The following is an 18716-nucleotide window of genomic DNA, read 5'->3' as shown; positions in this document are numbered from 1 at the left end:
CAGGAGAGGCAGTCGCCCCTTAGTATAACGGCCTAAGCGCTGGCTGCCGATGGAAACGCCGCTAGACGTTGCTAGGCGTAATCTGCTACCAATAAAGGTTTTGTTCGCACCCGTCAGGGTCACGTCATTTTTCTGGGATGTCAGCATGCTCGAAGCAACCGTCAAAAAGATCCTCCAAGCCCGCGTTTATGAAGCCGCTTGCGAGACGCCTATTTCTTCCGCTCCCTTTTTGTCGCGTCGTTTCAACAACCAGATTTTGATCAAGCGCGAAGACTTGCAGCCAGTGTTCTCGTTCAAAATCCGCGGGGCCTACAACAAAATGGCCCAGTTGACCGATGAGCAGAAAGCCAAAGGCGTGATCGCTGCTTCGGCGGGCAACCACGCCCAGGGGTTAGCCATGGCGGCTAAGCTGATGGGCGTGAAAGCGGTGATTGTCATGCCGCGCATTACGCCGGACATCAAAGTGCAGGCGGTGCGTGCCCGTGGCGCGAAAGTGGTGCTAAAAGGTGATGCCTTTGCCGCCGCCGCCGAGCATGCCCAGGAGCTGATCAAAGAGCACGGCTACACCTATATTCCGCCGTTTGACGATATCGACGTTGTGGCAGGCCAAGGCACTATTGGCGTTGAGATTCTGCGCCAGCACAGTGGCCGGTTAGATGCGATTTTTATCCCCGTCGGTGGCGGCGGGCTGATTGCCGGAGTGGCCGCCTATGTGAAGTACCTTCGCCCGGATATCAAAATCATCGGTGTAGAAGCGGAGGATAGCGCCTGCTTGAAAGCCGCACTGGAAGCCGGTGAGCGCGTGGTGCTGGATCAGGTAGGCGTCTTTGCCGAGGGTGTGGCGGTGGCGCAAATTGGCGAGATCCCGTTCTCGCTGGTGCGTGACCTTGTTGACGATGTGATCACTGTTAACACCGATGAGATGTGTGCCGCGGTGAAAGATATTTTTGAAGATACCCGCGCGGTGGCAGAAACATCAGGGGCGCTGTCGCTGGCGGGTCTCAAAAAATACGTTCAGCAAACCGGGGCGGAAGGCGAGACGCTGCTGTGTATTAACTCTGGCGCCAACACCAACTTCGACCGCTTGCAGCACATTGCCGAGCGCACTGAGCTTGGTGAGCAGCGCGAAGCCATTCTGGCCGTCACCATTGCAGAAAAACCCGGCAGCTTTAAGAAATTCTGCCGCACGCTGGGCAAGCGGATGGTCACAGAGTTTAGCTACCGCTACGCCGACGATAGCGAAGCGCATATCTTTGTGGGAGTTCAGGTAAAACCAGGCGGTGAAGACCGGCAAGCGGTGATTGAAAAGCTGCGTGAAGGCGGTTATCAGGTGGAAGACTTAACCGATAACGAGTTGGCGAAACTGCATATTCGTCACTTAAGCGGTGGCCGCCCCAGCGAACGTTTTGAAGAGGAGCTTTACCGCTTCGAGTTTCCTGAACGTCCTGGCGCATTGATGAACTTCTTAACTCAGCTGCCACACGACTGGAACATTTCGCTGTTTCACTACCGTAACCACGGGGCTGCCTATGGCCGCGTTCTGGTGGGCATGCAGGTGCCCAGTGAAGATCGTACCCATGTTGCGGAGTATTTAGACGCGATTGGCTACCGCTATTGGCAAGAGAGTGATAACCCCGCTTACCGGCTCTTTATGGCGTAACACTATGTAAGTGCTTACTAACGGTGCATGCCAGAGCAGCTAGGCAGAGAGGTGTTGTTAAAACGTTTAATTAAGGGGTTAAAATAGTGCTATTAGCAGTTGTCATTGAGCCCCTTATGGCCCTATAGTCGTGAGCGAAATTAGTGAAGTGGGTCATCTTCTCAAAATGAAAAACTTGGTGACGCACTAAGGGCATTTGGCAACTGTTAAACACGTTGGAGAAGAGGCATGCGGCGTAGAAAGCCTGATATGGTGATGGCGTTAACAGTGGTGTTTTTACTGGGTGTATTAGCCACTGGATATGCACAGGCGCTGTCGGGGAGTTAACCAACGGTTAACAGCAGCGTACTAAGTGCTAACGCTATACCTGCTAGGTGAACACATAAAACGGGCTGATCATTTTGATCAGCCCGTTTTTGTTGGTCGAACGACGCCAATATCGCTCACCACCGCATTGAGAGGGATATCCCAAGGCTCAACAGGCAGTGTATCCACCTGCTGGCAGGCATGGGCCACACCAATTAGTGCGGGGGCTGGCCCAGGTCGACGCATAAACGCCAAGCTGCGGTCATAAAATCCGCCCCCCATGCCCATACGGTTAGCCTGCTGATCAAAACCCACCAACGGTACAATCAGTGTGTCCAGCGCCCACGCGGGCAGCCGGTTGCGGCGCTGGGCAGCAAAGCGCGGGCAGGGCTCGGCAATGCCAAAGCGATTTTTGACCATGGGCGTTGTCTCCCCGTAGGCCACAAACCAGAGGCGGTTATCGCTCAAAGGACGTAGAACAGGCAAGTAGATGGTGACACGGCGCTGGCGCAACCAAGGGATTAACGGCGTCGGGTCGATTTCCCCGTTGACTGGTAAATAGAGGCTAATGCGTTTGGCGCGCTGAAGCTCTGGCATGCCTTTCAAACGTTGGCAGAGCGTATAGGCAGCCTGCTTTTGCTGTTGGGCGGTAAGAGTGCGGCGTCGGCGTTTGAGTTCGCGACGTAGCGCAGATTTGTCGTTGGGTAAGGTGTGAGTCATAACGCGGAAGGTCATTACAACGTGTTCCCCAGAATGCCGCTGTCGTTCTGGCCCTGAACCTACTGGTTCAGGTGGGTGGCCGCAGCCAAACCGTCAGGCTTTCCGACGCACGGACATGCACACGGGTCTGGCTAGCATTTGGCCCCCTGGGTACTGCACATAGGCTCGAGGGACTATAACGACTGGCGTACATCCCAGAGAACATCGCTATCCTAACAGAGCCGCCGCTAATGCCAAAGTATCGGTTGAAGATGTTGGAGGGCTTAAGGCCCTTTGCGCGGCCGAGTGCCCGCAAGTGCTCGCTCAAGCCGATCATTTAAGCGGTTGAGGTTGGCTTCTCCGGCGCGGTGCTCATCCAGCGCTTCCAGCAGCTCGTGGGTAATATTTAGCGCCGCCATAATGGCAATGCGCTCACTGCCCAGAACGCTGCTTTGGGCGTGAATACCATGCATGGCGCGATCCAAATAGCGAGCCGCCCGCTCTAACTGGACTTCTTCGCCCGTGTCGCAGGCAATCATATAGCTGCGACCCAGTAGGGTGATCTCTTTCGTTGGCCGCTTTGCGTTACTCATCAATGGCTCCAGCACGGGCCAGCAAGGGGCCCGATGCGTTAACATCACTACATAGGAAGGATAGACGGGGTTCACTATAAGAGAGCCGCTTGTGCGGGGTCAACGCGCAGGCTCGCCCGCCTATCCTCGTGGTTTTATCTTCACACTGTATAAAGCGAGCATGAATCATGTCATTGATTGACGAGCGCCAGGACTTTTCTGACATAGCGGATGTATTTTTACTTCACGGTAGTATGCAGTCTCCTGCGTTTTTGGATGGACGGCTGTGCGGATTATTGGCACTGCGTAATGTAACAGCCCAGGCGTGGCTGGAAGAAGTGTGTCTCAGTTTGGGGGTAGAGCAACCCCGTGACCCGGCCAGTGCCGAGCGGCTGCTAGGCTGGCGTCGTCAAACCCTAGAAGCGCTGAGCGCTAGCGACCTGAACTACGCGCCATTACTTCCCGATGAGCTGTTCTCTTTGGCAGAACAGGCCCAAGGGCTGAAAGAGTGGACGCTTGGCTTTATGGAAGTGGTGGATGAAGTCGCCGATGACACCCTTCGGGAGCGTTGGTCGCAAACGCTGAAAGAAGCGATTGATGACCTGGAGGGCCTTGGCCAGATGGAGACCGACATCGACGATAGCACGGAAAACGAGAACGACCTGTTTGCTTTAACCGAGCATGCCCGAATGGCGGCCATGTTGCTGTACACCGAACAGCACCCGGGTAAGCCACAGGTAGAGCAAACCGACGCCCCCGTTCATTGAACCCACTTCACGCTTGCATAGGAGCCGTTATGCTCACGCCACTGCCTCGCCCTGCTGCTATTCAACCAGACGAGTATCGTCGGCGCCGAGAAGTGCTGATGGCACAGCTGCCAACCAGCGCCGCGCTGGTGGTGCCTGGGGCGTCGCTCGTCACCCGCTCCCACGACAGCGAATACCCTTTTCGCCAGCAGAGCGACTTCTACTATCTAACGGGCATTCAAGAGCCTGACGCGCTGCTGATACTGCTACCAGGCCGCGCTGAAGGGCAAAGTGTCGTGTTCTGCCAAGACCGCGACCCCACCATGGAAGCCTGGACCGGCCGACGACTAGGAGCGCAGGGCGTTGTCAGCCTGCATGGTATCGACCAAGCGTTCGAGAACGCTGAGCGCGACGACCTGCTGCCAGAGCTGTTGGATGGCCGTGAGCTGCTCTATACGCCGCTGGATAACCCCGACGCGGTTAGCATCGCTGAAGAGGCACTTGCCCATGCCCAAGCGGGCATGCGCCGAGGCAAGCCCGCACTAAAAGGCTGGCTGGATAGCCGCCCACTGATTCACGAGATGCGCCTAATCAAAAGCTCCGCTGAAATTGCTTTGCTGCGTCACGCAGCAGCCATTTCAGCCCAGGCCCACGTACGCGCTATGCGCACCTGCCAAGCCGGGCTAAGTGAGTACCAGCTTCAGGCCGAGCTGGAGCACACTTTTGTGTGGCACGGCGCTAGCGGGCCTGCCTACAGCACGATTGTGGGCGGCGGCGCCAATGCCTGTGTGCTGCACTATATTGAGAACAGTGATGTGCTGGAGGAGGACACACTGGTACTGATTGACGCTGGTGCAGAGTTTGATCTCTATGCGGGCGACATCACGCGCACCTTCCCGGTGAGTGGGCGCTTTAATGATGCTCAACGGGCGCTTTACCAAGTGGTGTTAGATGCCCAGGTGCGTGCGGTGGATGCCATTGCGCCTGGCGCTACGCTAGCGGATATCCATCAGGGCGTGGTGCATGACCTTACGGCTGGCCTGATTGAGCTGGGGCTTTTAGAGGGAGACGTTCAGGCGCGCATTGATGACGAAAGCTATCGGCGCTTTTACCTCCATTCCACTTCTCACTGGTTAGGGTTGGATGTACACGATGTGGGCACCTACCGCTTGGGCGAAGCGACGCCGCGCCTGCTTGCCCCAGGTATGGTGCTTACCGTGGAACCTGGTCTCTATATCCCTGATGAAGACGATATTCCCGCTGCCTATCGCGGTATCGGCATTCGTATTGAAGATAACGTTGTGGTTACCGAACAGGGGCATGACATTCTCACTGATGGCGTGCCGAAGCAGGTAGACGAAATAGAGCAGTTAATGGTTAAAAAATAACCAGCAAAAACGGTCTGCTTTTTTATTTACGTAAATTACGTTACGAAATTACGTTTAGCCAAGGTGCTTATCGTGTAAGTGCGTTATATAAGCGCGTATTGTGATGAGGAGAAGCCAATGCATGGGGCAGAACAGGTAACGCCTGCACAGCAGCAGTCGCCCACCCATGACATCGTGATTGTGGGCGGTGGGCTGGTGGGTGCCAGCTTGGGCTGTGCATTGGCACCGCTGATTGAGCGCTATGGCTGGCGAGTCGCTATCATTGAGGCCAATGCGCTACCGCAGAGCGCCGAGGAAACGACGTGGCAGCCAAGCTTTGATGCCCGCGCCAGCGCCATTGCTGAAGGCTCGGCGCAGCGCTTTCGACAGCTAGGCGTGTGGGAAGCGATGCAGGTCGAGGCCACACCGATTAATCGTATTCATATCAGCGAGCGGGGCCGTTTGGGCGCGACGCGTCTTAATGCACAAGAGCTAGGCGTCGCTGCCTTGGGTCACGTGATACCCAACGCTTGGATGGGACGCGTGTTGCATCAGAAGCTGCAGCAATTACCCATTGAGTGGCACTGCCCAGCCACGGTGGCACAGATGACTCCCACGGCCAGCGGCCACCATTTGCGGCTTTCCGATGGCAGCGAGCTAACGGCCGCGCTGACCATTTTGGCCGATGGCGGCCGCTCGGGGCTGAAGGAACAGCTAGGGATTGCTAGCCGCCGCCACTCCTATGAGCAGACGGCGGTCATTGCCCATGTGGGTATTAGCCAGCCCCATCAAGGGATTGCTTACGAACGCTTTACCTCCGAGGGACCCATCGCGCTGCTGCCACTGCCGGGGCAGGCTATGGAGTTGGTCTGGACCCATGCCAGCGGTAGCGAGCAGACACGATTATCGCTACCGGATCATGCCTTCTTGAGCCAGCTTCAGCAGGCGTTTGGCGACCGAGTCGGGCGCTTTACCCGCATTGGCCAGCGGTTTAGCTATCCGCTTTCGCTGGTCACCGCAGAAGAGCCTGTGCGCCCCGGCTTAGCCGTGCTGGGCAATGCGGCCCATGCGTTGCACCCGGTGGCTGGCCAGGGCTTCAACTTAGCGCTGCGTTCGGTGATGGATTTGGTTGAAGCGCTCTCCCAAGGTGCTCAGCAGCAGCGCTCCTTGGGAGATATGAGCACGTTGCAGGCGTTTGAGCGCCGCCGCGCCCAAGACCGCGCCAATGTGATCCGCTTTAGTGACGGCTTAGTGCGGCTGTTTGGTTACTCATTGCCGCTGCTGTCCCACGCCCGTGGCGCTGGGTTGATCGGCCTTAATTTGATTGGCCCGCTGCGCCGTGGCTTGGCACGCCGCGCGATGGGCCTGGAGCGCTGACGCTCTTATCCAGTGCCCTCAATGACCCAAGCCAAGGAGTGTTATGACAACGCAATCACAAGCAGCTAAGCCGCCCGTCACGCGTTTCGATGCGGTAATTGTTGGCGCGGGTATGGTGGGCGCTGCGCTGGCCGGGCTACTGGCAGAAGCGGGAATGCAGGTGGCGCTGGTGGAAGCCAAGGCATCGCCGCTGCGCCTGGATGACGTCGCTGGCGAGATTCCCGCCCCCCGCGTTAGCGCGCTGACCCCGGTGTCCCAACGGCTGCTCACGCATTTGGGCGTATGGCCCGCCATGGCGGCGGCAAGGGTAACGCCTTACCGCTATATGCAGGTGTGGGATGCTGAGGGTAGTGGCCATATTCACTTCTCGGCGGACGAAGCGGGCACCGCCGTGCTCGGCCATATTGTGGAAAACGATGTCACGCAGGCCGCGCTGAATGAGCAAACTGCTAAGCAGCCGACCCTGACACGCTTCGATGGCATCAGCGTGTCGGCACTGCAGACCACGGCCAGCGGCCGCTGGCTGGTACTGGAGGACGGTCGCCAGCTACAAACGCCGCTGGTGATCGCTGCCGACGGCGCACGCTCTGCCTTGCGAGCGCTAGCAGGCATCTCGGTGGCGGAGGAGTCCATGGAGCAAGAGGCGGTTGTCACCACGGTGCGCTGCGCACAGTCCCACGGCGCTACCGCTCGCCAAGCTTTTATCGGTGGTCGTCCGCTGGCTTTCTTACCGCTCACTGTCAATGGAGATGATCGCTTCTGTTCCATTGTATGGTCCACAACGCCTGAGCATGCCAGTGAACTCACCGCTTACTCTGCTGAGGCACTGGGGAAGGCGCTTGGCGAGGCTTTCGACCATCGCCTGGGCGATGTCATGCCCGTGGATAGCGCCTATCGGTTTCCGCTGGTGCAACGTCACGCGCAGCATTATGTGCAGCCCAACTTTGCTCTAGTAGGCGATGCCGCCCATAGCATTCATCCGCTGGCCGGGCAGGGCGTTAATTTGGGATTAATGGATGCGGCGGTATTAGCCGAAGAGGTGGTGGCGGCATGGCACCGGGGTGCCCCTTGGGGTAGCTTGGCCACGCTGAGTCGCTATGAGCGCCGTCGGCGCTTGGATAACACGGCCATGCTGGGCTTAATGAAAGGCTTTAAGGTACTGTTTGGCAGCCATCAGCCAGTGTTTACGCTGGCGCGCAACCTGGGGATGAGTGGCATGAACCAGCTCGTGCCGCTTAAGCGTGTGGTGATGCGGCAGGCGACCGGAGAGCGGGGCCGCCTGCCGGCGTCGTGCCGCTAGCTAGCCGCGGCGGCGATCCACCACGTTCAGCGCTTTCAGCAAATTGAGCGCCTCGCTAAGCTGGTAGTCGTCGCGTAACCGCTGAGACATGGCGGCACGCTCGGGAGGCATGTCGCTTTGGCTACCGAGGTGTCCGTCCAGGTCCGCCTCACGAATGGCGCGTCGTGCCTCCGCCACTTCCAGGCGGCCACGTACCACCTCGACATCCGGCTCGATGCCTTGCGCCTGAATCGAGCGGCCATTCGGGGTGTAGTAAAGGGCGGTAGTGAGCTTCAAACCTTCGCCGTTGCCCAACGGCATGATCTGCTGTACCGAGCCCTTACCAAAGCTTTCAGTGCCCATGATGACGCCCCGGCGCTGGTCTTGCAGAGCGCCTGCGACAATTTCAGCCGCTGATGCGCTGCCGCTGTTGATTAGCACCACGAGCGGTATGTCGCCAGCGGGCGTATCCGGAGAGGCAGAAAACGACATTTCGGTATCCGAGAGTCGCCCTTCGGTATACACAATCAGCCCTTCATCTAGAAAGAGATCCGTCACTCCGACCGCCGCCTGAAGAACGCCACCGGGGTTATTACGCAGGTCCAGAATTAAACCTTCCAGCGGCTGATCGCGCATCATGCGCTCAATGGCTTGGCGCGCCTGTTCGGGGGTACGTGACTGAAACTGGCTGATACGCAGGTAGCCGTAGCCTGGCTCCAGCGTTTCATGTTTGACACTCTCACTGCGGATCACTTCACGGGTGAGCGTGAACTCGCGGGGCGACTCTTCACCTGAGCGCAAAATAGTTAAACGCAGTGGCGTGCCTGGTTCGCCGCGCATTAAGTTGACGGCTTCCTGCAGCGATAGGCTATCGGTGGGGGTGCCATCGATGGCGACGATAATATCCTGAGACAGCAGGCCGGCCCGTGAAGCGGGCGTGTCATCGATGGGCGTGACGACCATCAGTTGGCCATTCTGGGTGCCTACTTCAATGCCGATGCCGCCAAACTCGCCTTGCGTGGATTCTCGCAGGCTCTGGTACTCCTCTTCATCCAGGTAGGCCGAGTGGGGGTCTAGCTCGTTGAGCATGCCGCGCATGGCATTGCGCAGTAAGGTGCGGTCATCCACTTCTTCTACATAGCCGCGTTTGATGCGCTCGAATACTTCCGCGAACGTTTGAATCTCTTCTAGTGGCAGGTCGTCGGCAACGCTGTTCGCCGGTTGGGCTGCCAAGGGTAGTGGGGCAGCCAGTAGCGCGAGCGGAAGCAGGGTAGCCAAGAAGCGCTTGGCAGGGGCCGATACCTCGGTAACAGATAGCGTCATGCGGACTCCGCTAGGCGAAAGGCAGCGCCAGCCGCGCTGCTCAGGTTGAGACGTTCATGATAAAGACATTACCACCAGCTTATCCCGTCAACGGCGCGCAATCCAACGTTGCGGATTAATAGGTTCTCCGCCTCGTCGCACTTCGAAATAGAGGGCGGGTCGGGATTGTCCTCCACTATTGCCCACTCGGCCTATGGCATCGCCACGACTCACCTGTTGACCGGGACGGGCGCTGAACTGTTGCAGGTGCGCATACAGCGTCATGATCTGATCGCCGTGGTCGATGATCAATAAGTTACCGAACCCTCGCATCCAGTCGGCAAACACCACACGGCCTGAATGAACCGCCGTGACTGCCGTGCCTTCGCTGGCCTGAATCACGATGCCGTTGTAGTGAACCCCGTTCCGCCGCTGAAAGCTGGCGGTGATGCTGCCTTGCACGGGCCAAGGCAAATCGCCTTGGGTGCGGGTAATGTGCGTGGTAGGTGTGGGCTCTGCCAGGCGCGCCAGTTCGGCCTGAATCGCGCGGAGCTGTTGCTCGGCCTGTTCGCGGCTTTGGTTAAGATCTGCCAAGCGGTCAGCTTCACTGCCGTAGCGGTCGTCTAGCGTCGTCACCACGCCACGGCGCTCTTCGGTGCGTTCGGCGAGCAGGGCGCTTTGGGTTTCCAGCTCGTCGGCGAGTGTGTCCAGGCGAGTTTGGCGCTCGGCGAGCGCCAGTTCGGTATCCGCGAGCGCGGTATCCAGCCGGGCGATATCGGTCAAGCGCTGCTGGCGCGCCTGTGTTAGCCGGTTTAAGTAGGCCTGCATGCGGTCAAGTTCAGCGGGATCGCTTTGGTTGAGCAGCAGCTTCAGCTGGGGCGTTGGCCCCAGCCGGTAAAGCGCGGCAAGCTGCTGACCTAGCGCGGCGTACTGGGCATCGCGTTCACCCTCTAAGCGTTCGCGGTGCTGGCGTAGCTGGGTGGTTTCATCGGCGAGCTGGCGTCGCTCGGCCTGTAGCTGGTCCAGCCGCTGGTGGGTCTGGGCCAGCTCTGTTTCCACTTTCCTTAGCTCTTGCTGGGCGCTGTCCCGCGCTTGGTCCGTGGCGCTCAGCCGCTTGGCCATGGCATCAATTTCTTGGCCGATGGCGTCAAGTTGCTCTCTGGCAGCCTGTTCGTCCTGTTGTGCCATCGCCGTTGACGAATAGCCCAGCGTTAGCAAGGCCGTCGTTAATAAGGCCGTTCGAGCTAGCCGTTGCCACATGGGCATTACTCGAAGCGCAGCAGCGGAGTTCCGGTCATCGCCTCAGGCTGTGGCTGATTCATCATGGTCAGCAGCGTGGGGGCAAGGTCACACAGGCGGCCATCTTCGAGCTGGGCGGCGCGCTCACCAACGTACACTAGCGGCACCACAAAGGTGGTGTGGGCGGTTTGCGGTGCACCGGTTTCCGGGTGAACCATCTGCTCGGCATTGCCGTGGTCGGCAGTGATCAGGCAGGCACCGCCCGCGCGCTCAATCGCTTCCACCACGCGGCCAACGCAAATATCGACGGTCTCAATCGCTTTCACGGCGGCGTCGAAATCCCCAGTGTGGCCTACCATGTCGCCATTGGCGTAGTTGCACACCATGAGATCGAAACGGCCGCTATCAATGGCTTCTACAAGCTTATCGGTAATCTCATAGGCGCTCATTTCCGGCTTTTCGTCGTAGGTTTTAACGTCACGGGGGGAGGGCACCAGGATGCGCTCTTCGCCTTCGTACTCAGCTTCGTTACCGCCGGAGAAGAAGAACGTCACGTGGGGGTACTTCTCTGTTTCGGCAATTCGCAGTTGGGTGAGGCCGCGCTTAGCGACCACTTCGCCTAGGGTGTCGGTTAAGTCGGTGGGCGGAAACGCGGCTGGCGCGGCGATGTCCGCTGCGTAACGCGTCATCATGACCAAGCCATCACCGGCAAGCGTTGGGCGCGCACGGCGCTCAAAGCCGGTGAACTCTGCGTCGGTGAAGGCGCGGGTCAGCTCACGAGCGCGGTCGGAGCGGAAGTTTAGGAATATCGCTGCGTCGCCATCTTGCAATGTGATGGCGTTACCGTTAACCGGCACGCTGGTCGCCGCCACAAATTCGTCAGTTTCGCCGCGCTGGTAGGCGTCGCGTAGTCCGCTTTCCGCGCTGGTGGCGGTGTAATCGGCGTGGCCGTCGGTGAGCAGGCGGTAGGCTTGCTCAATGCGCTCCCAGCGGTTGTCGCGGTCCATGGCGAAGAATCGACCAATGATGGAAGCCACAAAACCGTTATCGGCCCCGACCAGTTCTGAAAGGCGGGCGTTGGCGCGCTCGATAGACGCCAGTGCGCTTTGCGGCGGCATATCTCGGCCATCTAGAAAGGCGTGCACGTAGATGCGCTGGGCACCGCGCCGCGCTGCCAGCTCGGCCATGGCGATAAAGTGGTCTTCGTGGCTGTGGACACCGCCTGGAGAGAGCAGGCCCAGCAGATGCACGGCACGGCCATTGGCGACTGCTGCGTCGATAGGCTTGGTGAGCACCTCGTTGGTATCCAGGTCGCCATCTTCAATGGCTTTGGTGATGCGCGTGAAGTCTTGGTAAACGATACGCCCGGCACCCAGGTTCATATGGCCGACTTCGGAGTTGCCCATCTGGCCGTCGGGTAGCCCCACATGACGGCCATCGGTATGCACGAAGGCGTGAGGGCGGTTAGCCCACAGTGCGTCCATCACTGGGGTGTTGGCCGCAGCGACAGCGTTGTAGGCGTTGTCGGGGTTGTGGCCGTAGCCGTCTAGGATAATCAGCGCAACGGGGCGCGGTGCAGGTGTTGTCATTGAAAATTCCCTCGTATTTGAGTCAGCCAAGCGACGTGAGGTGCAGTTTGAAACGCTGGTGAGGGCGGCTCAGCCAGTTTTCAGACAACACCTGATAATCGGGGTCGCGACAGGCGCGCGCTTGGGGCATCATAACGCAGGCAGCCGTCGGGCGTCATGGCCTGCGCGGTATGCCCTGTGACGTGTATACTTGTCGCGTTTCTGAGGGCGGGTGACGCCGCTTTTTTCTGCATAGACCAAGAGATTGTGTTCGCGATGATCGATCAGCTGTTCGAATTCGTAATGAACCACCCCCTTCTCGTAGGGGCATTTGTGCTGGTGCTCATAGCGTGGATTGTTTATGAAACGCGTAGCGCCTCCTCGAATGCGGTGTCCTCTACCCAGGCCACTCAGCTCATCAACCGCGAAGACGCGGTGGTGCTGGACATTCGTGAGAGCAAAGACTTCAAAGCCGGACATATCGCTGGCGCTCGCAACATTCCCCAAAGCAGCCTTGATAGCCGCATGAACGAGCTGGATAAAGTGAAAGCCCAGCCGATCATTGTGGTCTGCAAGCATGGCCAAAGTTCGGGCGCTGCCCAGGCAAAGCTGGAAAAAGCGGGCTTTGAACGGGCGATGAAGCTGCGCGGCGGCATGATGCAGTGGCAGGCCGATGGTCTTCCCGTAGTGAAGAAGTAAACGACGAAAGCGGCCTCTGGGCCGCACGCTTTTTTATTGAATGAATAACGAGGAGTCTCCCATGGCGGAAGATAACAACACCCCGCAGGCCGGTGCCGCTGAAGGCGAAAAGCCGCAGCTGAAATTCTCTTTGCAGCGTATTTACGTGAAAGACATTTCCTTTGAAGCGCCGAACTCTCCTTCTGTGTTCAAGCAGGCGTTCAAGCCGAAGGTGAATCTGGACCTGAACACCACCAGCCAGAAAGTGGCCGACGACCAGTATGAAGTGGTCGTCAAAGTGACCGCGCAGGTCAACGACAGCGAAACTGGCACCACCTCGTTTTTGGCAGAAGTCGAGCAGGCGGGCCTGTTCCGTATTTCCGGCATCGAAGGTGCACAGCTTGAGCAAACGCTGGGTGCGTTCTGCCCTAACCTGCTGTTCCCGTACGCCCGTGAGTGTGTTGACAACCTGGTCAACCGTGGCGGTTTCCCGCCGCTGATGCTGGCGCCGGTTAACTTCGAAGCCATGTACGCCCAGCGCAAGCAGCGCGAAGCGCAGCAGGCAAGCCAAGCGGCTGAGAATACGCACTAAGCTATGTCGGGTTCGCTAAACGCCGCTGGTTGGATTGCGCTACACGGCAAAATGCCGCGCCTCTATGTGCCTGCTGAGCTGTCAGCGGGCGCTACCTTAACGCTACCTGAGGGCCCTGCTAAGCACGTTACCCGCGTGCTGCGCATGGGCGAAGGCGCGCCGCTGATCTTGTTTGATGGCGCAGGCCAAGAGGCGGGCGTTCGGCTGGCGGAGGTAGGGCGTAAGCACACCTCCGTCACCGTTGAGGCGGTGTGGTCAGGCAGCGGCGAGTCGCCGCTGGCGGTGCATCTTGGGCAAGCGATTTCCAAGGGCGACCGCATGGATTACGCCATTCAAAAAGCCGTTGAGCTAGGTGTGGCGGCGATTACCCCGCTGTATACCGAGCGGGGCGATGTGCGTTTGAAAGGCGACCGCGAAGAGAAAAAGCTGGCGCACTGGCAGGCCGTGGCGGCCAGTGCCTGCGAACAGAGCGGCCGGGCAGTGGTGCCGCCTGTTCACCCTCCGCAGGCGTTAGGTGAGTGGCTGGCCGAGCGCCAAGAGCCGCTGCGCTTGATGCTGCACTTAGCGACAGGTAACGGCTTTGCTCAGCCAGAGCGTCCCGCGTCCGCCGCACTGTTGATTGGCCCAGAGGGTGGCTTAAGCGATACGGATATTCAGGCCGCTATCGCCAGCCACTTTACGCCACTGACGCTGGGGCCACGGGTGCTACGCACCGAAACGGCTCCTGTTGTCGCGCTCACGCTGCTGCAGCACCACTACGGCGATTTGTAAGCGCTTACTATCAAACCGCTGCCGTGTTTGCTGCGGTAGCGGTTTTTTGTACCCAGCGCTGGCGTCATTCGACGCTGCTTTGCCTTGCTTAGGCAAGGTACCATAATGAAGATCTACTTCTTGTAAGGACGGCACCCATGGTCCGTGAGTCACACTCCACCCCCCGATCCGCCAGCGATGCGTCTGCCCAACTGGGCGATGTGGCCTATTTAACCGTGACGGCGGTGAACAGTACCGGAGCCTTTTTGCGCTGGGGGCAGCCTAAAGACGTGCTGCTGCCCTATAGCGAGCAGCGCTTTCGTCCCGACCCCGGCAAACGGGTACTGGTGATGCTGTATAGCGATGACCAGGGGCGGCCGGTCGCTACCATGCGTCTTGACCGTTTTTTGACGGACGACGCCTGGGCGCTAGAGAAGGGCGACGAAGTCGATGTGGTGGTGGCCGACCGCACGGACTTAGGCATGAAAGTAGTGGTCAATCACCGCTACTGGGGGCTGATCTATCAGGACGATATTACCCAACCTCTGCGCCGTGGGCAGTCGCTGAAAGGCTTTGTGAAACAGCGCCGCGAGGATGGCCGCGTGGATATTTCACTGCTACCGCCCGGCGCGGCCCGCCTGGATGTGGTGGGTGATAAAGTGCTGAAAGCGCTGCGTGAGAGCGGCGGCTATTTGCCGCTGGGTGATAAAAGCTCGGCGCACGATATCAAAACCCGCTTGGGAGTTAGCAAGAGCGCTTTTAAGCAGGCGATTGGCCGTCTCTATAAACAGCAGTTGATCACCCTGGCGCCGGATGCGATCCGCCTAGTGCCCGGTGCGCTCTCCGATACGTCGGATCAATAGCCGCGGTTGGAGCCGTGCCTGCAGTGCGGCATACTGATGACTTATTGATTCTGCATGGACTGTATTTCGATGAGCCAATCAACGTTGCATCTCGGTGTGGTGATGGATCCCATCAGCGACATCGCGTACAAGAAAGACACCACCTTAGCCATGCTGTGGGCCGCTCAAGAGCGCGGCTATACGCTGCACTACATGGAGCAGGACGACCTGTTCTTACAGGCGGGCAAAGCCTACGCGCGGATGCGTCCACTCACCGTGCACCGTAACCCAGAGCACTGGTACGACCTGGGCGAGGCGACTCAGCGTCCGTTGGCCGAGCTGGATGTTGTGCTGATGCGGAAAGACCCGCCGGTGGATGCGGAGTTTATTAACGCGGTGCATCTACTGGGCTTTGCCGAGCGCGAGGGCGTGCTGGTGGTCAACCCCACTGCTGCGCTGTTGCAGTGTAATGAGAAGCTCTTTGCCCAGCAGTTTCCCCAGTGCTGCGCGCCGACGGTTGTGGCGAGCCGTGATGATGTACTGCGCGCCTTTCATGCCGAGCACGGCGATGTGATTTTCAAGCCACTCGACGGCATGGGTGGCACGGGCATTTTTCATATCGGCCCCGATGGCCGCAATATTGGTGCGGTGATTGAGCAACTGACGCTGCGTGGCCAGCGCCAAATCATGGCTCAGCGCTACCTGCCGGAAATCAAGGATGGCGATACGCGGATTCTCTTGGTCGATGGCGAGCCGGTGCCGTTTGGCTTAGCGCGAATCCCTTCGGCGGGCGAAACCCGCGGCAATCTGGCCGCAGGCGGTCGCGGTGTGAGCCGTGAACTGACCGAGCGCGACCACTGGTTGATTCAACAAGTACAGCCGATGATTCGCGAGAAAGGTCTGATGTTTGTCGGCCTGGACGTGATTGGCGACTACATCACGGAAATCAACGTGACGAGCCCCACCTGTGTCCGTGAGATCGACGATCAGCGCGGCACCGATATTTCCGGAATGCTGTTAGACGCTATCGAACGTCGCTTGGCCTAATCGGTGAACGTTCTATTCGCCAAATGACGTAAGGCTTGCCGAGCCATCGGCAAGCCGTAGGAGACGCATGCAAAGCTTAAAACACCACTTTTTGATGGCGCTGCCCCACATGGAAGACCCTAATTTCACGGGCAGCCTGATTTATTTATGTGACCATGACCACAATGGCTGTATGGGCGTGATTGCCAACCGCCCGCTGGAAATTACCCTGGATGCGCTGTTTGAGCAGCTCTCACTCGGCGGTGACGACAGCCCTCACCGCAATGCGCCGGTCTACTACGGCGGCCCCATGCATAAAGATCGCGGCTTTATTCTTCACGTTGGCGACAGCCAAGCGTGGGACTCCAGCATCCAGGTGGAAGATGGCATTGCGCTCACTACTTCCATGGATATTCTCCAAGCGCTGGCGGATGGCACTGGCCCTGAACACTTTCTGGTGTGCTTAGGCTGTGCAGGTTGGGAAGCGGGTCAGCTAGAGGATGAGCTGAAAGAGAACGCCTGGCTAACGGTAGAGGGCCAAAGCAGCGTGCTGTTTGATACGCCTCCAGCCGAGCGCCTTACGGCCGCCGCCGGTATTCTCGGGGTTGATTTAAACCTAATGACGCGCAACGCAGGGCATGCATAAGCGTGCGGTTGGATGAGGCGTAAGTGGTATGGCAGATAACGGGCAGCGCCTGATCTTGGCGTTTGATTTTGGAACGCGGCGCATTGGCGTCGCCGTGGGTAACGAGCTGCTGCACAGTGCGCGGGAGCTGACGCCGCTGCCCGCCCGTGACGGCATTCCTGACTGGAACGTGGTCACACGCCTTATTGAAGAGTGGCAGCCAGATCTGTTCGTCGTCGGCTTACCGCTCAATATGGATGGGACTGAGTCGCTTATGAGTACCCGGGCGCGTAAGTTCGGCAATCGCCTGCATGGCCGCTACGGCAAACCCTGTGAGATGGTCGATGAGCGTGGCTCGACTCAAGAAGCCAAGCGGATTGCCCACACGGCGGGCCACCGAGGTAACTACCGAGAAGAGAGCGTAGACGGTATTGCCGCGGTGTTAATTTTGGAAGGTTGGTTCGCCCACCAGGAAGGCCTTCCCGGCGGACGGAGCGCTTACTAATCCAGCGCCGTATTAACGGTCTAGGGTGCCAGTTTGGGAAGGCACGAACCAGCGGACCGGGCGCAGGTCTTTCTCAATCAGGTCATCCACTTTTAGCAGCGTGGCAAAAATCGCCATCCGCATGGGGATACCATTATCGGTTTGGCGGAAAATCGCCAGCCGCGGATCGCCGTTCAAATCGACGTTCAAATCATTAGCGCCTGGGCGGCTATCGCGGGGAAGCGGGTGCATCACGATCGTGCTTTGGCTACAGCGCTGGTCAAGAAAATCACGGTTGACCATAAAGTCGTCGGAAAGCCCCTGGAAACTCTCGTTCATTTCATCCGTAAAGCGCTCTTTCTGAATGCGGGTGGTGTACACCACATCCAAATCGGCAAAGTCACTGGCCAGTGAGTCGCGTTGCTCAATGCGATGCCCGCGAGAAGCCACTAGATCAATTAAGTAAGAAGGCATCTCCAGCCCTGGTGGCGACACCAGCGTAATACGCAGCGGGTCATAGAGTGACAACAGCTTAATCAGCGAATGCACCGTGCGACCGTATTTCAAATCACCGGTCAGCAGAATATGCGCCCCGCTTAAGCGTTTGCCTAATCGCTGAAACTCCTTATCAATCGTATAAAGGTCCAGCAGGGCTTGGCTTGGGTGCTCGCCTGGGCCATCGCCACCATTAATGACGGGCACATGGGTGGCGGCGGCGAATTCGGCTACCGAACCTTGGTCTGGGTGACGCATCACAATCGCATCGCAGTAGCCGCTCATTACACGGCTGGTGTCGTAAAGCGACTCGCCCTTGGCCATGGAAGAGAAGGTAAAGCCTGTGGTGTCGCACACGCTTCCCCCCAGTCGGCAGAACGCAGCATTAAAGCTCACCCGTGTGCGAGTGCTCGCTTCAAAAAACAGGTTGCCCAACACTGCACCTTCCAACACCCGTGTGACTTGGCGGCGGCTAGCAATCGGCTCCATGCGTGCCGCCACGCGTAATAAGTGATCAACGCTCTCGCGGCTTAATGAATCGACAGTTAATAGGTGCTGGCTCATCATGGACCTCATCTTTAGTGGGCGTGGGTGAAGGTGGCGCTGTATAAAGTGCTAAGTGTAACCGCCAAACTAGACGTGCCGAAGCGGTTTCCATTGCTCTATAAAGAGGGCAAATAAGGCGGCAGGAACTTTTTTCGACTATTTGATAATTAGCCCTTGCCAACCCGGCCGCGAATCCGTAAAGTACGCATCCGCTGCCGGGGACGCCCAGCGTTGCCAGCGGTGAATGAGGTTGAAAAACCTCTGGTTTGTCAGGAAGTTAGAGCCGTCTTGTTGTCGTTTGGATCGCTCGCTTCACTTGCTGAAAACAGTAGTTGACAAACGCCAGGAAGTGCGTAGAATACGCCTTCCTCGCTGAGGCAACACGGTTCAGGTCACCGAGCCCGTCGCAGCGAACTCAAGAAAGTTGCTCTTTAATAATTTGATCAGGTAATTCATGTGGGCGCTTGCCGATGAGGGTGATAAATCACCAATTATCAAGGCAAGCGCACAAGAGAGATGTTCACATCTTTCAAATTCGTTTGAACCTTGAGCCAAGTTTGATC

General features: G+C 58.3%; 18 protein-coding genes and 1 other RNA gene. 12 read left to right on the top strand and 7 right to left on the bottom strand.

Annotated features, from left to right (window positions below; genetic code table 11):
• Positions 1-145 precede the first annotated feature (145 nt).
• The gene (gene ilvA, locus L1249_RS12790) at positions 146-1660 is read left to right on the top strand and encodes a threonine ammonia-lyase, biosynthetic (protein WP_058577298.1); all 1515 of its coding nucleotides are present in this window, start codon (positions 146-148) and stop codon (positions 1658-1660) included.
• A gap of 405 nt (positions 1661-2065) precedes the next feature.
• Here ilvA and L1249_RS12785 read toward each other — a convergent pair whose 3' ends face one another.
• The 3 genes from L1249_RS12785 to L1249_RS12775 form a co-directional block, all read right to left on the bottom strand.
• Entirely contained in the window at positions 2066-2686 is a 621-nt protein-coding gene (locus tag L1249_RS12785; RefSeq protein ID WP_137094180.1) for a 5-formyltetrahydrofolate cyclo-ligase, read from the bottom strand.
• A gap of 21 nt (positions 2687-2707) precedes the next feature.
• Positions 2708-2890, bottom strand: a non-coding RNA gene (gene ssrS, locus L1249_RS12780) — 6S RNA.
• Positions 2891-2949: 59 nt separating this feature from the next.
• The gene (locus L1249_RS12775) at positions 2950-3258 is read right to left on the bottom strand and encodes a cell division protein ZapA (protein ID WP_137094164.1); all 309 of its coding nucleotides are present in this window, start codon (positions 3256-3258) and stop codon (positions 2950-2952) included.
• 167 nt (positions 3259-3425) lie between these two features.
• Here L1249_RS12775 and L1249_RS12770 point away from each other — a divergent pair, with 167 nt between their 5' ends.
• The 4 genes from L1249_RS12770 (at position 3426) to L1249_RS12755 (ending at position 8027) form a co-directional block, all read left to right on the top strand.
• Positions 3426-4004, top strand: coding sequence for a UPF0149 family protein (locus tag L1249_RS12770; RefSeq protein WP_137094166.1), 579 nt, complete (start codon positions 3426-3428; stop codon positions 4002-4004).
• A 29-nt stretch (positions 4005-4033) separates the two neighbouring features.
• Positions 4034-5371, top strand: a complete 1338-nt coding sequence (gene pepP / locus L1249_RS12765; protein WP_137094168.1) for a Xaa-Pro aminopeptidase — start codon at positions 4034-4036, stop codon at positions 5369-5371.
• Positions 5372-5488: 117 nt separating this feature from the next.
• Positions 5489-6727, top strand: coding sequence for a 2-octaprenyl-6-methoxyphenyl hydroxylase (gene ubiH, locus L1249_RS12760; RefSeq protein ID WP_228168941.1), 1239 nt, complete (start codon positions 5489-5491; stop codon positions 6725-6727).
• Positions 6728-6770: 43 nt separating this feature from the next.
• On the top strand, positions 6771-8027 hold the full coding sequence (locus L1249_RS12755) for a UbiH/UbiF/VisC/COQ6 family ubiquinone biosynthesis hydroxylase (protein WP_228168940.1): 1257 nt from the start codon (positions 6771-6773) through the stop codon (positions 8025-8027).
• On the opposite strand, the gene L1249_RS12750 is transcribed toward L1249_RS12755, so the two are convergent.
• From L1249_RS12750 to gpmI, 3 genes are all read right to left on the bottom strand, one after another.
• A complete protein-coding gene (locus tag L1249_RS12750) occupies positions 8028-9329 on the bottom strand; it encodes a S41 family peptidase (protein ID WP_044628541.1) in 1302 nt (433 codons plus the stop codon). It abuts the gene before it with no gap.
• 87 nt (positions 9330-9416) lie between these two features.
• The gene (locus L1249_RS12745) at positions 9417-10574 is read right to left on the bottom strand and encodes a murein hydrolase activator EnvC family protein (RefSeq protein WP_058577295.1); all 1158 of its coding nucleotides are present in this window, start codon (positions 10572-10574) and stop codon (positions 9417-9419) included.
• Positions 10574-12136 (bottom strand): 2,3-bisphosphoglycerate-independent phosphoglycerate mutase, encoded by a 1563-nt coding sequence (gene gpmI, locus L1249_RS12740; RefSeq protein ID WP_058577294.1) that lies wholly within the window; start codon positions 12134-12136, stop codon positions 10574-10576. Before gpmI ends, L1249_RS12745 begins: the two co-directional genes overlap by 1 nt.
• Positions 12137-12391: 255 nt before the next feature.
• Here gpmI and L1249_RS12735 point away from each other — a divergent pair, with 255 nt between their 5' ends.
• The 7 genes from L1249_RS12735 (at position 12392) to ruvX (ending at position 17133) form a co-directional block, all read left to right on the top strand.
• Positions 12392-12814, top strand: coding sequence for a rhodanese-like domain-containing protein (locus tag L1249_RS12735; protein WP_058577293.1), 423 nt, complete (start codon positions 12392-12394; stop codon positions 12812-12814).
• Between the two features lie 61 nt (positions 12815-12875).
• The gene (gene secB, locus L1249_RS12730) at positions 12876-13385 is read left to right on the top strand and encodes a protein-export chaperone SecB (RefSeq protein WP_044628537.1); all 510 of its coding nucleotides are present in this window, start codon (positions 12876-12878) and stop codon (positions 13383-13385) included.
• A 3-nt stretch (positions 13386-13388) separates the two neighbouring features.
• Positions 13389-14156, top strand: a complete 768-nt coding sequence (locus tag L1249_RS12725) for a 16S rRNA (uracil(1498)-N(3))-methyltransferase (protein WP_058577292.1) — start codon at positions 13389-13391, stop codon at positions 14154-14156.
• 137 nt (positions 14157-14293) lie between these two features.
• Positions 14294-14998 (top strand): CvfB family protein, encoded by a 705-nt coding sequence (locus L1249_RS12720; protein ID WP_137094175.1) that lies wholly within the window; start codon positions 14294-14296, stop codon positions 14996-14998.
• Between the two features lie 69 nt (positions 14999-15067).
• Positions 15068-16024 carry a glutathione synthase gene (gshB, locus tag L1249_RS12715; protein WP_172415796.1) on the top strand — a complete coding sequence of 319 codons (957 nt, stop codon included), beginning with the start codon at positions 15068-15070 and terminating at the stop codon, positions 16022-16024.
• A 67-nt stretch (positions 16025-16091) separates the two neighbouring features.
• Positions 16092-16649: a YqgE/AlgH family protein gene (locus tag L1249_RS12710; protein ID WP_137094176.1), complete on the top strand. Its 558-nt coding sequence runs from the start codon at positions 16092-16094 to the stop codon at positions 16647-16649.
• Between the two features lie 28 nt (positions 16650-16677).
• On the top strand, positions 16678-17133 hold the full coding sequence (gene ruvX, locus L1249_RS12705; protein ID WP_044628532.1) for a Holliday junction resolvase RuvX: 456 nt from the start codon (positions 16678-16680) through the stop codon (positions 17131-17133).
• 12 nt (positions 17134-17145) lie between these two features.
• Here ruvX and L1249_RS12700 read toward each other — a convergent pair whose 3' ends face one another.
• Positions 17146-18171: an aspartate carbamoyltransferase gene (locus L1249_RS12700; RefSeq protein ID WP_044628642.1), complete on the bottom strand. Its 1026-nt coding sequence runs from the start codon at positions 18169-18171 to the stop codon at positions 17146-17148.
• Positions 18172-18716 lie beyond the last annotated feature (545 nt).

The sequence above is a fragment of the Halomonas sp. Cn5-12 genome, from assembly GCF_021532545.1.
GTDB lineage: Bacteria > Pseudomonadota > Gammaproteobacteria > Pseudomonadales > Halomonadaceae > Vreelandella > Vreelandella aquamarina.
Note: the sequence above shows the minus strand (reverse complement) of the source record. Positions and strands in the feature narration are given on the sequence as shown.

Coding starts and splice junctions, on each gene's coding strand:
- ilvA (WP_058577298.1), top strand. CDS start 146: ATGCTCGAAGCAACCGTCAAAAAGATCCTCCAAGCCCGCGTTTATGAA.
- L1249_RS12785 (WP_137094180.1), bottom strand. CDS start 2,686: ATGACTCACACCTTACCCAACGACAAATCTGCGCTACGTCGCGAACTC.
- L1249_RS12775 (WP_137094164.1), bottom strand. CDS start 3,258: ATGAGTAACGCAAAGCGGCCAACGAAAGAGATCACCCTACTGGGTCGC.
- L1249_RS12770 (WP_137094166.1), top strand. CDS start 3,426: ATGTCATTGATTGACGAGCGCCAGGACTTTTCTGACATAGCGGATGTA.
- pepP (WP_137094168.1), top strand. CDS start 4,034: ATGCTCACGCCACTGCCTCGCCCTGCTGCTATTCAACCAGACGAGTAT.
- ubiH (WP_228168941.1), top strand. CDS start 5,489: ATGCATGGGGCAGAACAGGTAACGCCTGCACAGCAGCAGTCGCCCACC.
- L1249_RS12755 (WP_228168940.1), top strand. CDS start 6,771: ATGACAACGCAATCACAAGCAGCTAAGCCGCCCGTCACGCGTTTCGAT.
- L1249_RS12750 (WP_044628541.1), bottom strand. CDS start 9,329: ATGACGCTATCTGTTACCGAGGTATCGGCCCCTGCCAAGCGCTTCTTG.
- L1249_RS12745 (WP_058577295.1), bottom strand. CDS start 10,574: ATGCCCATGTGGCAACGGCTAGCTCGAACGGCCTTATTAACGACGGCC.
- gpmI (WP_058577294.1), bottom strand. CDS start 12,136: ATGACAACACCTGCACCGCGCCCCGTTGCGCTGATTATCCTAGACGGC.
- L1249_RS12735 (WP_058577293.1), top strand. CDS start 12,392: ATGATCGATCAGCTGTTCGAATTCGTAATGAACCACCCCCTTCTCGTA.
- secB (WP_044628537.1), top strand. CDS start 12,876: ATGGCGGAAGATAACAACACCCCGCAGGCCGGTGCCGCTGAAGGCGAA.
- L1249_RS12725 (WP_058577292.1), top strand. CDS start 13,389: ATGTCGGGTTCGCTAAACGCCGCTGGTTGGATTGCGCTACACGGCAAA.
- L1249_RS12720 (WP_137094175.1), top strand. CDS start 14,294: ATGGTCCGTGAGTCACACTCCACCCCCCGATCCGCCAGCGATGCGTCT.
- gshB (WP_172415796.1), top strand. CDS start 15,068: ATGAGCCAATCAACGTTGCATCTCGGTGTGGTGATGGATCCCATCAGC.
- L1249_RS12710 (WP_137094176.1), top strand. CDS start 16,092: ATGCAAAGCTTAAAACACCACTTTTTGATGGCGCTGCCCCACATGGAA.
- ruvX (WP_044628532.1), top strand. CDS start 16,678: ATGGCAGATAACGGGCAGCGCCTGATCTTGGCGTTTGATTTTGGAACG.
- L1249_RS12700 (WP_044628642.1), bottom strand. CDS start 18,171: ATGAGCCAGCACCTATTAACTGTCGATTCATTAAGCCGCGAGAGCGTT.